This is a genomic window from Streptomyces sp. A18 (genome assembly GCF_059026065.1).
Map to the genome: position 1 here is coordinate 1 of NZ_JBWLKL010000080.1, position 12,580 is coordinate 12,580.

Genomic DNA, 12,580 nt, shown 5'->3' on the forward strand with positions numbered 1-12,580 from the left:
ACCAGCCGTACCGATCCGGCCGAGTTGCTTGAGCCTCATGAGGTTCCCTTCCGATGTCCCGCGGCCGTTGGACGGCCGTCGGGTCTCCAGCGCTGGCGACGGGAACGCTAGCCGGAGATCCGGGGGTAACCGTGAGGCGTGCGGTGCTGTTGCGCAGCCGTGACAACGTCCGGATTCGGCTGCCGCCGCCAACCGAGTGAGCCCCAGATCGTCCAGGGCGCGAGCGACGGTCGGCCAGGAGGTGACGCCTGGGCAGTACCCCGGTGCAGTGGTTGCTGACTTCACTCTCAGCCCACCGGCCTGCCTCGCGAACGAAGCTGAGGTCAGCGGCGCGGTTTGCGCGCCCCGCGGTTGGGTTGGGGCGCGGGGACGCAGCCTTCTGGGATGGCGCGTAGAAGGAGAGGGCCCGCAGCTGTGCCCGGACACCTCGTGCGAGACGTGTCGCCGCCTGCGGTGCGGGGCTCTGGGGTGCGAAAGCCCGGCCCCTCGAGCGTGTTCCACAGAGAGGCACAGTGACAGCAGACGATTCCTTCGGCTGTCTCGACGACGACATCCTCGAAGACCAACTCCAAGAGGCCCAGCGCATCAACGCCGAGGACCACCGCGCCGCCGAATCGGCTGACCCGACAGCCCCAGCCTGAGCTTGTCTTCTTGCCTCGGGAGTTGAACGGCGTCCCGGACGGTGTCACTCACCAGGGACTTCTTGAGGGCGGCCTGACAGCCCCTGGATGTGCGTGCCTTCCGCCACGGAATCACGTTCGCACAAAGGCCGCAAAGGTGAATGTGCTTGATGACGATTTCAGGCGGCTCGACTGACGTCCAGCCGTTCGGCCGACGGCGCGTATCCAGCAGCCCTGTAGGCGGCCACGGCGGCAGCGTTCGAGCTCGGGGTGCTGACGAGTGCGCTTGATGCACCCAGTTCACGCAGCGCCGCCGCAGCGGCGACGCTGATCGCCGTCCCGTAGCCGCGACCGCGATGGTCGGCGTGCACGCCCACCGGCTCCAACAGGCCGGGCTTACCGGGCCCGGCCGACCAGACCGTCGCCGCGGCCACCGCGTTGTCCTGGTCGTCGTAGCCAACCAGGCAGCGGGCGTCGGCGTAGACCGGCCCGGCCGAGAGGACGTGCCAGATCTCCTCGGTGAACCCCGGGCTGCCGAACGCCGAGCGATGCACTGCGGTCCGCACCCCCGCCGTCTCCGGACCGGCTACCTCGATCCGCAGGCCGGAGTCCTTCACCGGCTCGGCGAGGTCGTGGCGCAGCGGCGTCCACGGCTCGTCCAGATTCCAGCCCGCCTCCAAGAGGACCTCGCGGAGCAGGGCGCCGTTGGGGACTTCGAGGCCGACCTTCCCGGATGGCAGGACCCCGCGCTCCGGATCATTGAGGTCCGCCAGCAGTTGGCGCGCCAGATTGCCGTCTTCTCGCAGGTCCGGCGCGGTCGTCAGGCGCAGTACATCAGGGGCGTCCAGGTATCCGACGGCAATGATCCGTCCGTCCACGCTCCAGGTGCGGACGGCCGCGGCCAGCCTCTCCGCGCCCAGCGCCCAGGCCCAGCCGAGGTCTCCCGGATGGAGTTGCAGCGGTGTGCGGTCGTCCTGCCATACGCGGAGGGCAACCACGGCCCCGGCCAGCCCGTCGACGCCGGGCTCGTCCAGAACAATCGTCATGTCCCGCATCTCACACCCTCGCGGCGACCGGCCGCACCCGGTTTTACTCAGCCCGTCAGATCGACAGGACCTACCATTGGACCTGATGGAAGTCCATCGTGCCGAAGGTCGCGATGTCCATCGCGTAGCTCCACAATGCGTACTGCTGCTGATCGGCACGGCGATAGGTCTTGCCGAAACCGTTGTCGAGAATCTCGGTCCAGCTGTCGCCCTGTCCGTAGTGTGCGAACAGTCGGTCATTGCGCCGCGATGCGTCCTCTCCGGACTCCGCCGGGGTCTGGTAGATCACCTCATGCAGCCGGCCGCGCCAAAGAGTGAGAAGCAGTCGGCCGCCGTTGACTACGTATGTGTCCACTACCGCGTCGGGAGCGTTCTCGTGAGGGCCCGACGACTCGAGTTCGCCAGGGACCCGCACTTCGTCGGCAGCGCACAGCAACTCCAGCAACGGCAGGTCATCGGTGAGGCAGCCCATGAAGGGTCATCCTATGGCCTGTCCGGAGGATCAGACCGGATCCGGTCGACGTCCCCTTGTACGCCGCGCAGACGCGCGTGCCGGACCCCGCGACCCCGGCAAGATCCGCCGGACAGGCCCTAGCCGCACCTCGGAGGTACCCGACGTGTTACCAAGCCCGTTGCGCCCGTCGTGCTACATCCCACTGCCTCCTGCGACATCTGCGGTTTCGCCTCGGCGACACAGGGCAGCCGGAGGCGGTCAAGCATCTCCTGAGACGCACACCAGTACGTCAAGCGTCACGTGATGACGATCCGTCAAACACGTCCCGAGACCTCACGCAGGCAGTCTCGTCGGACCGAACGAATGGGGTACCTCGCGACTGTTCACCGGTGGTATGAGTGAAACAGTTGCAGTAGTGGCGGGCGACTACATGCCGTTCACAGGAGTGGAGATGGGCTGGCGGCTCGCCCGCTCGGCTTGGGGCCAGGGTTACGCCACCGAGGCTGCTCTGACAGTTCTGGCCCACGGCTTCGACACTCTTGAGCTTCCTGAGGTCCTCGCTGTCACAACAGCCGCCAACCTGCGTTCGCAGGCCGTGATGCGCAGGATCGGCATGACCCGGTACCCGGCCGACGACTTCGACGACCCCACCGAGCCCGAAGGGCCACTGCGTCCGAAGGTGCTGTACCGCATCGCCCGTAGTACGAGGATCTGACGTGCTCCGCTGGGGCGTTTGATCGGGCTGCGCAGCGAGCACCAAGATCATCACTCTGGCCTCGTCAGGAAGAACGGTGCCTGATGTGGAGCTAAGTGATCTTGGTGATATGTAGTGCGGCTTGGGTGGCGCTCCGGTAGGAGGGGCGCCGTGGCGATGAATCCGCTAGGTGGTGACCCTTCGTCAGGACAGTCGCCAAGCGGTACTCATACGGGAGTCCTCAAGGTGGCACGGGCATGAGCCAGGAAGGCCGTCGCCGCTGGGCTCTCGGTACCCGCCGACCGCCACGCCAGGGCGAGCCGACCGCGTATGGCGGGGTCGGTGGACAGTACGTGCAGCTCTTCCGGATGGTCGCGGGCGATCGGCGCAGGCAGGATCGCCACGCCCATGCCGTGCGCCGCGAGCCGCGCCAGCACCCCGGGGTCGCTCGCTTCGAAGGCGATGCGCGGTCGGAACCCGGCGGCGACGCAGGCGGCGTCGATGTCTCCCCGGGTGCCGGTGGAGTGGGTGAAGGTGATCAGCGCGCGGTCAGCCAGCTCCTCGAGCGCGAGCCGCTCTCGCCCGGCCACGGCGAGCGGGTCGTCCCGGCTCACGGCGGCCACCAGCGGTTCGTCGGCGATGGCTTGGAGCTCGACGCCGGGCGGGGATGTGTGCGCCGGGGCGAGCACGGCCGCGTCAAGCCTGCCTGCGGCCAGGGCCTCGGCCAGCTCATCCGAGCTGGACTCCCGGAGGCTGATCTCCACGGCCGGGTGGCGGCGGTGGAAGGAGGCGAGGAGCCCGGGGAGATCGAGCGTGGACGCCAGGGTGACCGTGCCGACCGCGACATGGCCGCGCAGCAGCCCGGCGTACTCGTCCACCGCGAGCCGGGCGCCCGCCACGGAGGCGAGGGCGGACCGCGCGTACTCCAGCACGGTGGCACCCACCTCGGTGGGGCGGACCGTCCGGCCCGAGCGGTCAAGGAGCCGCTGGCCCAGCTCGCGCTCCAACTGGCGTATCTGGGAACTCACACCAGGCTGGGTGACATGCAGGCGGGCCGCAGCCCTGGTGAAGCTGGCCTCCTCGACCACCGCCACCAGATATTCGAGCTGTCGCAACTCCATAACCAACAATCATAGTTGGGCGAAGAAGAACTACTTGGACTTCTGATCGCTTGCTGATCGACAGTGAATCCATGGGAATCAACGAACTCAGCAGTGCTGAAGAGACCGGCGTACTGATCGCCGGGTCCGGAATCGGCGGACTGACCGCCGCCCTCGCCCTGCATGCAGAAGGCATCAGGGTGACCGTCATCGAGCGGGTCCGGCAGATCACCTCCCTCGGAGTGGGCATCAGCCTCCAGCCGCACGCGGTGCGTGATTTGACCCGACTCGGCCTCGGGGACGCGCTCGCCGCGACCGGCGTCGCCACTGCCGAGCAGGTCTACGCCGACGAACGCGGCGAGCGCCGGTTCTCCGAGGACGTCGGCATGGCGGCCGGGTACCAATGGCCGCAATACGCCATCCACCGCGGCGAGTTGCAGCTCCTGCTGCTCGACGCGGTACGGGAGCGGCTCGGCCCGGACGCGGTCCACACAGGAACGCGTCTCGAGTCCTTCACCGACGAGCAGGACACGGTACGGGTCAGGGTCACCGACCGGGCGACCGGGCTGCCCGCGGTGATCGCGGTCCAGGCGCTGGTCGGCGCGGACGGGGCCCGGTCGACGGTGCGCGCAGCTCTGCACGCGCAAGAGGGTCCGATGCGCTGGTCGGGGGCGCGGATGTGGCGGGGCGTCACGGAGGCCGCACCGTTTCTGACGGGCCGGTCCGCGATCATCGCGAACGACGAGCGGGACCACCAACTGGTCGTATACCCGATCTCGGCGCGGCGCCCACTGGTCAACTGGGTGAGCCTGGCGTTTGAGGCAGCGCCGGGGCCGCTGATCGAGAACGTGGGCTGGAATCGCGAGGGAAGCGCCGAGGACGTACTGCGCCACTTCGAGGGCTGGGACTTCGCCGCGCTCGGCGTGGACATCCACGGCCTTGTCACCAGTAGCCCGGCCATCTTCGAGTACCCCATGGTGGATCGGGATCCGCTGCCCCGTTGGGGCCGGGGGCGTGCGACGCTGCTCGGCGACGCCGCACACCCCATGTATCCGACGGGTGCCAACGGTGCCTCCCAGGCGATCGTGGACGCCCGGACACTCGCGACAGAACTGGCGGCCGGGGGCAGTATGGCCGCCGCGCTCGCCCGCTACGAGAAGGCGCGGGTCGGGCCTACGGGGGACGTGCAGCGCGCGAATCGGGAGATGGACCGGCGTATGCGCGGAGCGAAGGGCAGGGATTCGGTCGCGGCGATCACGGACAGGTACCGGCGGACGACGAGCGGGGACGTGGCGACGGTCAACGCAGGGGCGTGACGCCGGGACTTCTCGCCTCTCCTCCTGCACGTCGACACCCGACCCAGTCGGCCCAGACCAGCGCGCTGAAGACGACCATCTTCACTGTCAGTGCCCGTCTCTGAACCCACACCCTGCCCGTCTCCTGGCGCCTCCCCCCGCCCCTCGGCAGCCGGCCTCGTCTCCCGGGCCTTCTACCCCTTCACTTCCTTCCACCCCGGCACCGCCCCCGACCAGCGCGCACTCGGCTACACCACCTCAGGCCTGCACGACCCCTACGACGCCGCCCTCGACGACCCCGAACCGGCTGGGCCCTGCACGAACTCCCGCCCAGGCACACCGCCCGCGTCGACGCCGAGGCCGCCCACGCCACCGTCGCCCTGGTATCCCGTCTCCTGGCGCGCGGAGCCGAATCCGTCTCCGAGACCCCCCGAGGCCGCCGCCTCCAGCACACCGACATCGCCATCGGCGCCGCACACCCCGAACAGGCTCGCTACGTCCAGCAACTCCTCACCGGCACCCCCCACACCCACGGAGTCCGCGCCGACACAGCCAACCGCCTGCAGGGGAGCCAATACGCCGTCACCATCGTCCTGCACCCACTGTCCGGACGCCGCGACGCCTCCGCCTTCCACCTGGAAGCCGGCCGCCTGTGCGTGCTCGCCTCACGCCACCGCCACGCCGCATCATGGTTGCCCGCGCCGGCATCGCCAACCTCCTCGACAGCCACCCCTCCAACGACCCCGTCCACCTCAACGTGCCTGCTAAGTGGCAGGCCGGCGGCCGGGAGGTACTGGTCATGCAACCGCGGGGCAAGCCGGTCGGTGTGCACCAGCTGCTCAGGGAAGTCGAGTAGGCCGCGTTGCGGCAGGCGGTCCTCGATCACAGGCCCTGTGACGTGGGGCTTTCCGGGCAGTTGTGGACGCGGCGGCTGGTGGGTGAGCTGATCGCAAAGCTGTACCGGGTACGGCTGACCGAGCCAGGGGTGGGTAAGCACCTTAGTCGGTGGGGGTTGTCCTTCCAGCGTCCGGACAGGCGGACCGTCGGGCGGGCCCCGGAGGCAGTGGTGCGCTGGCACGATGAGGGATGGCCGGTGATCCGTGCGAAGGCGAGGGGGTGGCGAGATCCTCTTCGCCGACCAGGTCACCGGCCGTACCTGGGGTGCGAAGGGCAAGACGCCAGTGGTGCGGCGAAACCAGCGGGTTCGCGGATTCTCACGGCACCAACCCGGCGAACCCGCTGGTGGTAGGGGTATCCCTCTGGCGGTGACGCGTGAGTTCAGCCGGTCTGCCCTGGCCCTTTAGTGTGTGACATCGCGAAAGTCACCGATTGGTTCGGAGCTGCCATGCCACCGCAGATGAAGTTGTCCGCGATAACACTCGACTGCCCAGACCCCCTAGCGCTGGCGGCGTTCTATCAACAGGCCACCGGCCTCGAACCGCATCCGAAGTCCGACGCCGACTTTGCCGGTCTCAACCGCGACGACGGACTCTTCATCGGTTTCCAGCGGGTCGACGACTACCGGGCTCCCTGCTGGCCCGACCAAACCGTTCCTCAGCAGTTCCACTTCGACTTCGACGTCGACGACCTGGATGAGGCCGAGGCATGGCTCCTGGATCTGGGTGCAAGCAAGCTGGAGCACCAGCCCAATGAAGATCGCTGGCGGGTCCTGACCGATCCAGCTGGGCATCCGTTCTGTCTGGTGGCCAAAGGCTGATCTCGCTCCGAGTGGCCCGACAGCCTAGGTCTAAGCCTGGGTGCGATCGATCGTGAAGTACTCGGGGTGGGCGGCTCGGACGTAGTGGATTACGGTGTGCGAGGTGATGCCGAACAAGAGCATCAGCCGGATCGGGTCTGCGGTCTCTCGAAGACGCTCTGCAGCTGTGTCGGCCTCCAGATGTCGCGCTGTGCGGCAACCATCCGCAGATTCCATTTCATCGTTCATGCCTCCATGCTCAGCCGGCGGACTGCCCGGCGTGCGGACTGCAGGCTGGCCAGCTCCGGGTCCGCATGGACGGTCGAGAGGTAGCTGCCCCAGCTCCCAATGGATGTCCCCGAGACGGACAGCGCACAACTCGCTCGCGCGGACCCCGGAGACGTAAGCGAGCTGGGCCATCGCGTAGTCGCGTACGGCCACCTGGTACTTGCGTGCCGCCAGAAGCGAGGCCCGCCACTGCGTGAAGCACTCCGTCAGCGCCCGCTGCGACGGGGGAATCCGCAACCCGTAGTCCCCGCGGTGAACCGGCCTGTTGAACGTGTCGACCGGCGACTCGACCGTCGCGCTGAACCTCCGGGCGATCTCTCCGGCATACCGCTGTTCCAGGAATGCGAAGTAGCTGTCGACCTTGGTCAGCTTGCTCCGCACTGTCGAGCGGGCCCGGCGGCCCTGACCGGCATAGAACCGGTCCACGTGCCGCGGCGTGAGCCGCCACGGCACCAGGTCGTAGAAGGAGCACAGCTCCATCACCGGGCGGACCAGCTTCTCCAGGGTCGTGGGAGCGAACCCCGCAACGTCCCGGGCCCACAGATACTCCGACACAGTTTCCAGGTAGAAGCCCTGTTCATCGACGGCGTGAGTCTGGGCGGCGGCCCGTCGCTGGAGCACCTGGACATCGGCCAGACCACTGTCCTCTGCCACGCCGGAGCTGGGTGCGTCACCGTCCTCCGGCTGCCCGGTGAGCAATGTGAGGCGGCGACTTCCTGAATCCCGCATAGCCACGCAAGTTCCTGGCCGAACTCTCAGAATCTGCCAGCAACTTGAAGAACTTGACACGTACGAGTGAGGCACAAGGAGAAGCCCCTCACCTCCTCACTTGCACTGTTCCCCGCGTCGAGACCACGCAGGAACCCGCGTGAACTCCAGTTGGAGCGGGAACCGGATATTGGTGACGAGATGTCGGCGATTAGCACCAAGGGCCGGATGCACTTCATGGTCTTCACCGAGAGCTACACCGCCGAGGTGATGTGTCGCTTCCTGGACCGGCTCGCCAGCCACTTCGACCACAAGGTCCATCTCGTGGTCGACGGGCACTCCGCTCACCGGTCCAAGAAGGTCTGCGAGTGGCTCGCCACTCACCCTGACGACGTCGAGCTGCACTTCCTGGCGCAGTACTCGCCCGAGCTGAACCCCGACGAGCTGGTCAACGCCGACCTCAAGCACAGCCTGCCCCGGCAGCACCGAGCCCGCGACCAGGCCGAACTCGTTGCCGAGACCCGCCGGTTCTTCCGCAGACGCCGGCGTCAGCCGCACGTTGTCCGCGGCTGCTTCGGCGGCCCACGCGTCCGCTACGTGCTGGACGAGCACCCCATGGGTTTGTGATCGATAGAAGACAGCCGCGGATACGACGGGGTAAATCACGTGACGGACGCGAGCGCCGGATTCTGACCGACACCGAGGGCCCGCTTCTGGAGGTTCAGGTGTCCCCGGCGGCGAGCACCGCGTGGAGCGCGGCCTCGGCGGCGTCGAAACACTCGGGGAAGAGGTCCTCGCCGCGGGTCCAGCGTCCGAATGCCTCCTCGGAGACGATCGAGGCCACGCGTGCGGCGAGGTGTGCCTCGGCAGGTCCGGTTCCGCGCCGTTCCAGGGCGCTCTGCAGCGCGGCGGTGACCTCGGCCGACTTGCTGCGCTCGCGTTCCAGAAGTTCCGCACTGGACTGGATGATTGCTCTGCGCCGCCCGGAATCGGTGACCGTCGCGCTGACCTCCGAACCGACGTCGCGCAGGGCCGACAGCGCCGCCCGCAGCGGTGGAAGCTGGGGATCTGCGGCGAGGACGGCCTCGGTCACGGCGCGTGGAAGTCTCTCGGAGCCGGCGAAGAGAATCTCCCGCTTGTCCGAGAAGTACCGGTGGAAGGTCCGGCGGGTCAGGCCCGCCCGCTCTGCGATCTGCGTCACCGTCACGGCGTCATAGCCGTGCTCCCCGAACAGGTCCAGTGCCGCCTGGCGCAGGCGTTCCGGAGCTCCAGCGTCCCAACGTGCCATACCGGCATCTTACCCATGGAGATGTCTCACTGTGACATCGCTGCTAGTCTAGTGATGTCACAGTGAGACATCGCAGGGAGTAAAGACGCATGAAGCAGGACGAGATCTGGATTCTCGGGGCCACCGGCCGGGTCGGCCGGGCTGTCGCGGCACAGCTCGTGGCGGCCGGGACCGTCCCCGTGCTGGTCGGACGCGACGCCGACCGGCTGCGTAAAGCCGCCGCCGACCTCGGGCTCGACGCCGACTCGGAGATCGTCGTCGCGTCCGGGGCGGACGCCATGGCGGCCGAGATCACCCGGCAGCGGCCCGCCGTGGTCGTCAACACCATCGGGAACTATGCCGAGAGCGCCGTCCCGCTCGCACGCGCCTGCATGCCGGGCGGCCACTACGTCGACCAGGCCAACGATCCGACCTCCTTCCACCGCCTGTTCGCCCTGCACGACGAGGCCGTCGCCGCCGGAAGCACCCTGGTGACCGGCGCGGGGTTCGGGGTCGTCGGCACCGAGGCGGTCGTGGCTCGCCTGTGCGAGAACCGCCCCGTGCCGAGCCGGGTTCGCGTGGACGCCGTCGCCTCGGCCGCCGTCGAGGAAGGACTGCTCGGCGCCGCTCTCGCCACCGGCATCGTGGACCTCTTCGCGACGGGGGGACGCCGCTACGAAGGCGGCCAGTTGGTCAGGACCCGTCTCGGCGGGGAGGCCCATCAACTGACCCTGCCCGACGGAGAGCACATGTCATCGGTCGGTGTCCCCTCCGGTGAACTCATCGCCGCGCACCGGGTGAGCAAAGCCCCCTCGGTGTCAGCGACCTCCGGTCTCATCCCCGCCTCGCTCGCCGTTCGAGCCGCCCTGCCCCTGCTGTCGGCGATCCTGCGCATCCGGGCCGTGCGGACCTTCGCCATCCACCGGATGTCCGGGATGAAGGGTAAAGCCGCCCCCCGCCCTCGCCCCCACACCTGGGGTCACGCCGTCATCACTTGGTCCGACGGCACCGTCCGCGAAGGCTGGCTGCGGGCCGGCGACGCCATGGATTTCACCGCCGCCGTGGCCGCGCAGACCGCCCTCCAGCTCGCCGCGGGCAAGGGAAGGACCGGCGCGCACGCCCCGTCCGCCGCTCTCGGACCGGACCTCGCCATCGCGGCCGGAGCTGACTTCGTGGACGTCGGCCTCCCTCGCCACTGAACAGCATCGAGACGACTCCGCAACGCCACCCATGTACCCCGAGGGGTACGGGACGCACGGCAGCTGTCGCCGTTGGCACAGGAGGCCCTACGGCTGCGGGCGGGGCCGCATTCGTGGAGGCCGGACTCACGAGGATGTCGCGGCGGTGTTCCAGGGCTCGCTCAAGGCCGCGGGCAACTGGTGGGCGAAGTGGCTGGTCGGCGGACGCGAGGCGCTCATGGCCCAGCCGCGTGGGCGCCGGGTCGGAGAACATCTGGTTCTCGACGCGGTCGAGTGGCATGCGGTCCGGGCGGGCCGTGCTGGATCACCGGCCCTGTGACCTGGGGCCGGCCGGAAAGCTGTGGACGCGTACCGGCGTGGGGGCGTCTGGCGGGAAGAGACCTGGCCGGCGATCCGTGCGAAGGTGAAGGCCGAGGGCGGCGTGGCGCTCTTCGCCAACCAGGTCGGCATCCGCTCCGACCAGGTCACCGGCCGCACCTGGGGCGCCAAGGGGTGCACCCCCATCGTGCGCCGCCTGGGCAACCGGTTCTTGGTGACGCGATGTCCGCGATCAGCACGAAGGGCCGGATGCACTTCATTGTGTTCACCGAGACCTTTGACGCCGACGTGATGTGCCGCTTCTTCAACAGGCTCGCAGGCCACTTCGACGGCAAGGTCCACCTCGTCGTGGACGGCCACTCCGCGCCCGGCTCCCGCAAGGTCCGCACCTGGCTCGCCGACCATCCGGACCGGATCGAGCTGCACTTCCTGCCGTCGTACTCGCCGGAGCTGAACCCCGACGAACTGGTCGACGCCGACCTCAAACGGAGCCGGCCGATGCACAGCCGGGCCTGCGACCAGGCCCAACTCGCAGCCGATTCCCGCTGGTTCTTCCACCGGTGCCAACGCCGGCCACACACCCGGGCATCTCACTCGTGCGTCTTCCTCCGGCATAGAAAACCCTCGAATTCGCCAACGATGTCATCCATGAGACGCCATCGGTTTCCCGGCTACGGGTGCGATCAGAAGCGGAAACTCGGTGCTTACACGGCGAATTCCAAACCAGAGCTGGGTTCGGGTGGTTGGCGCGATTACGCGTTTCCCTTCGCTGGCAAGCGCCTGGTCCAACTCGGCGAATGGGCGTGTTTGTCGCTCGTATGCGGCGAACGCTCGAACATGATCACTGTGGTTGGCTAGATGGCCCGGCCAGGAGATACGCCCCTACCGAAGGCTGCCCGATGCAACCGAAGAACTCCCCTGTGCTCTGAATTCTCCTCGGATCGAAAAGTGTGCCGCCGTGGTGGTGGCCTTCTAGGTCCTGATCGCGGGCCTCCTCGCCGGGGTCGCCCCGGCCCCGGAATCCGTCGAGGACAACGCGTCCGCCAACCTGCCGCCCGCCGCCTCGGACTCCATGAAGGCTCGTGATCTCGTCCGCGCCCAGCTTCCGGGCCAGGACGCGACGCCGGCGATCATCGTGGTCAGCGGCAAGGGCACCGACGCCGGAGCGAGGGCCACGCAGGCGGTCGCCGGCATCACCTCGGCTCTTTCCGGAACCGGCCCGCCCGACCATGTCGCGGGCGTGGTCTCCACGGTGAACGCTCCCGATGCCGCAGCCGAGTTGGTCTCGCAGGACCGTAGTGCTCAGTTGGTCATCGTGCCCATGAAGGGGGCCCCTCGGAGGAGTCCTACCAGAACGCGGTTGACGAGGTGCGTGCCCTCGCGACCGTGCCGGGCCCGCCGAGGTCGCGGTGACCGGTCCCGCCGAGATCGCCACCGATACTGTGAAGGTCTTCAGCGGCGGTGACAAGGCCCTGTTGCTGGCCACCATCGTGCTTGTCCTGATCATCCTGCTGGCGATCTACCGCTCGCCCCTGATGGCGTTCGTGCCGCTGTGGAGGCGGCCGAGACGTTGTTGATCCGTCCGGCGACCGCGCCACGGCGCCGGGCCGGTTCGTGTAGCTGTGGGTTCACGTTGCTGCTCGAACTGCGTATTGATCAGCGGTGAGCGGCGGTGGAGGCTGGGGCTGTTCCACGGAAGACGAGAAAGCGACCACCGAGAACCGGTCACGGATGCAGCAATGAGTTTTCCCGGCCGGGCAAGTCTCACCAGCATGCTCGACAGCGCAGGAGGAGCACGTGGCTCAGCTACTGAGAGTTCAGAACTTCAATGTCTCCAGTGACGGGATCGGGGCCGGTGAGGATCAGAGCCTGGAGAGGCCGTTCGGCCATGTTGA

At 68.2% G+C, this 12,580-nt stretch carries 17 protein-coding genes and 2 pseudogenes; 13 read left to right on the top strand and 6 right to left on the bottom strand.

Annotated features, from left to right (window positions below; translation table 11 throughout):
• Positions 1-551: 551 nt before the first annotated feature.
• Positions 552-641: pseudogene (locus AC5P1C_RS42760) on the top strand (MerR family transcriptional regulator); the annotation flags it as partial.
• Positions 642-799: 158 nt separating this feature from the next.
• On the opposite strand, the gene AC5P1C_RS42765 reads toward AC5P1C_RS42760, so the two are convergent.
• Together AC5P1C_RS42765 and AC5P1C_RS42770 are read right to left on the bottom strand one after the other, a co-directional pair.
• Positions 800-1,666, bottom strand: a complete 867-nt coding sequence (locus AC5P1C_RS42765; RefSeq protein ID WP_493871421.1) for a GNAT family N-acetyltransferase — start codon at positions 1,664-1,666, stop codon at positions 800-802.
• 70 nt (positions 1,667-1,736) lie between these two features.
• Positions 1,737-2,138 (bottom strand): hypothetical protein, encoded by a 402-nt coding sequence (locus AC5P1C_RS42770; RefSeq protein ID WP_493871422.1) that lies wholly within the window; start codon positions 2,136-2,138, stop codon positions 1,737-1,739.
• A 376-nt stretch (positions 2,139-2,514) separates the two neighbouring features.
• Between AC5P1C_RS42770 and AC5P1C_RS42775 the strand changes: the two genes are divergently transcribed.
• Positions 2,515-2,835 (top strand): GNAT family N-acetyltransferase, encoded by a 321-nt coding sequence (locus AC5P1C_RS42775; protein ID WP_493871423.1) that lies wholly within the window; start codon positions 2,515-2,517, stop codon positions 2,833-2,835.
• Between the two features lie 206 nt (positions 2,836-3,041).
• Here the strand turns inward: AC5P1C_RS42775 and AC5P1C_RS42780 are convergent, their stop codons facing one another.
• Positions 3,042-3,935: a LysR substrate-binding domain-containing protein gene (locus AC5P1C_RS42780; protein WP_493871424.1), complete on the bottom strand. Its 894-nt coding sequence runs from the start codon at positions 3,933-3,935 to the stop codon at positions 3,042-3,044.
• 71 nt (positions 3,936-4,006) lie between these two features.
• Here AC5P1C_RS42780 and AC5P1C_RS42785 point away from each other — a divergent pair, with 71 nt between their 5' ends.
• Positions 4,007-5,230, top strand: a complete 1,224-nt coding sequence (locus AC5P1C_RS42785; RefSeq protein ID WP_493871425.1) for an FAD-dependent monooxygenase — start codon at positions 4,007-4,009, stop codon at positions 5,228-5,230.
• 254 nt (positions 5,231-5,484) lie between these two features.
• On the opposite strand, the gene AC5P1C_RS42790 is transcribed toward AC5P1C_RS42785, so the two are convergent.
• Positions 5,485-5,784 (bottom strand): hypothetical protein, encoded by a 300-nt coding sequence (locus AC5P1C_RS42790; RefSeq protein ID WP_493871426.1) that lies wholly within the window; start codon positions 5,782-5,784, stop codon positions 5,485-5,487.
• A 113-nt stretch (positions 5,785-5,897) separates the two neighbouring features.
• Here AC5P1C_RS42790 and AC5P1C_RS42795 point away from each other — a divergent pair, with 113 nt between their 5' ends.
• The 3 genes from AC5P1C_RS42795 (at position 5,898) to AC5P1C_RS42805 (ending at position 6,926) form a co-directional block, all read left to right on the top strand.
• Positions 5,898-6,065: a hypothetical protein gene (locus tag AC5P1C_RS42795; protein ID WP_493871427.1), complete on the top strand. Its 168-nt coding sequence runs from the start codon at positions 5,898-5,900 to the stop codon at positions 6,063-6,065.
• A gap of 78 nt (positions 6,066-6,143) precedes the next feature.
• Entirely contained in the window at positions 6,144-6,458 is a 315-nt protein-coding gene (locus tag AC5P1C_RS42800) for a helix-turn-helix domain-containing protein (RefSeq protein ID WP_493871428.1), read from the top strand.
• A gap of 96 nt (positions 6,459-6,554) precedes the next feature.
• Positions 6,555-6,926 carry a VOC family protein gene (locus AC5P1C_RS42805; protein ID WP_493871429.1) on the top strand — a complete coding sequence of 124 codons (372 nt, stop codon included), beginning with the start codon at positions 6,555-6,557 and terminating at the stop codon, positions 6,924-6,926.
• 30 nt (positions 6,927-6,956) lie between these two features.
• Here AC5P1C_RS42805 and AC5P1C_RS42810 read toward each other — a convergent pair whose 3' ends face one another.
• Positions 6,957-7,847, bottom strand: a complete 891-nt coding sequence (locus AC5P1C_RS42810; protein WP_493871430.1) for a site-specific integrase — start codon at positions 7,845-7,847, stop codon at positions 6,957-6,959.
• Positions 7,848-8,102: 255 nt separating this feature from the next.
• Between AC5P1C_RS42810 and AC5P1C_RS42815 the strand changes: the two genes are divergently transcribed.
• Complete coding sequence (locus AC5P1C_RS42815) at positions 8,103-8,528, top strand: transposase (protein ID WP_493871431.1); 426 nt, start codon at positions 8,103-8,105, stop codon at positions 8,526-8,528.
• Positions 8,529-8,622: 94 nt separating this feature from the next.
• On the opposite strand, the gene AC5P1C_RS42820 is transcribed toward AC5P1C_RS42815, so the two are convergent.
• Positions 8,623-9,189 (bottom strand): TetR/AcrR family transcriptional regulator, encoded by a 567-nt coding sequence (locus AC5P1C_RS42820; protein WP_493871432.1) that lies wholly within the window; start codon positions 9,187-9,189, stop codon positions 8,623-8,625.
• Between the two features lie 89 nt (positions 9,190-9,278).
• Between AC5P1C_RS42820 and AC5P1C_RS42825 the strand changes: the two genes are divergently transcribed.
• The 6 genes and pseudogenes from AC5P1C_RS42825 to AC5P1C_RS42850 form a co-directional block, all read left to right on the top strand.
• The gene (locus AC5P1C_RS42825; protein WP_493871433.1) at positions 9,279-10,367 is read left to right on the top strand and encodes a saccharopine dehydrogenase NADP-binding domain-containing protein; all 1,089 of its coding nucleotides are present in this window, start codon (positions 9,279-9,281) and stop codon (positions 10,365-10,367) included.
• Positions 10,368-10,512: 145 nt separating this feature from the next.
• Positions 10,513-10,686, top strand: coding sequence for a hypothetical protein (locus tag AC5P1C_RS42830; protein ID WP_493871434.1), 174 nt, complete (start codon positions 10,513-10,515; stop codon positions 10,684-10,686).
• 221 nt (positions 10,687-10,907) lie between these two features.
• Positions 10,908-11,543, top strand: a complete 636-nt coding sequence (locus AC5P1C_RS42835; protein WP_493871435.1) for a transposase — start codon at positions 10,908-10,910, stop codon at positions 11,541-11,543.
• A gap of 214 nt (positions 11,544-11,757) precedes the next feature.
• A complete protein-coding gene (locus tag AC5P1C_RS42840) occupies positions 11,758-12,150 on the top strand; it encodes an MMPL family transporter (RefSeq protein ID WP_493871436.1) in 393 nt (130 codons plus the stop codon).
• The gene (locus AC5P1C_RS42845) at positions 12,095-12,262 is read left to right on the top strand and encodes an MMPL family transporter (protein WP_493871437.1); all 168 of its coding nucleotides are present in this window, start codon (positions 12,095-12,097) and stop codon (positions 12,260-12,262) included. The genes AC5P1C_RS42840 and AC5P1C_RS42845 overlap by 56 nt, the downstream gene beginning before the upstream one ends.
• 220 nt (positions 12,263-12,482) lie before the next feature.
• Positions 12,483-12,580: pseudogene (locus AC5P1C_RS42850) on the top strand (dihydrofolate reductase family protein); the annotation flags it as partial.

Excerpts from the sequence above, each read along its gene's own strand:
- AC5P1C_RS42780 (WP_493871424.1), bottom strand. The coding sequence starts at position 3,935 with ATGGAGTTGCGACAGCTCGAATATCTGGTGGCGGTGGTCGAGGAGGCC.
- AC5P1C_RS42820 (WP_493871432.1), bottom strand. The coding sequence starts at position 9,189 with ATGGCACGTTGGGACGCTGGAGCTCCGGAACGCCTGCGCCAGGCGGCA.
- AC5P1C_RS42815 (WP_493871431.1), top strand. The coding sequence starts at position 8,103 with ATGTCGGCGATTAGCACCAAGGGCCGGATGCACTTCATGGTCTTCACC.
- AC5P1C_RS42785 (WP_493871425.1), top strand. The coding sequence starts at position 4,007 with ATGGGAATCAACGAACTCAGCAGTGCTGAAGAGACCGGCGTACTGATC.
- AC5P1C_RS42805 (WP_493871429.1), top strand. The coding sequence starts at position 6,555 with ATGCCACCGCAGATGAAGTTGTCCGCGATAACACTCGACTGCCCAGAC.
- AC5P1C_RS42825 (WP_493871433.1), top strand. The coding sequence starts at position 9,279 with ATGAAGCAGGACGAGATCTGGATTCTCGGGGCCACCGGCCGGGTCGGC.
- AC5P1C_RS42765 (WP_493871421.1), bottom strand. The coding sequence starts at position 1,666 with ATGACGATTGTTCTGGACGAGCCCGGCGTCGACGGGCTGGCCGGGGCC.
- AC5P1C_RS42840 (WP_493871436.1), top strand. The coding sequence starts at position 11,758 with ATGAAGGCTCGTGATCTCGTCCGCGCCCAGCTTCCGGGCCAGGACGCG.
- AC5P1C_RS42795 (WP_493871427.1), top strand. The coding sequence starts at position 5,898 with ATGGTTGCCCGCGCCGGCATCGCCAACCTCCTCGACAGCCACCCCTCC.
- AC5P1C_RS42775 (WP_493871423.1), top strand. The coding sequence starts at position 2,515 with ATGAGTGAAACAGTTGCAGTAGTGGCGGGCGACTACATGCCGTTCACA.
- AC5P1C_RS42835 (WP_493871435.1), top strand. The coding sequence starts at position 10,908 with ATGTCCGCGATCAGCACGAAGGGCCGGATGCACTTCATTGTGTTCACC.
- AC5P1C_RS42770 (WP_493871422.1), bottom strand. The coding sequence starts at position 2,138 with ATGGGCTGCCTCACCGATGACCTGCCGTTGCTGGAGTTGCTGTGCGCT.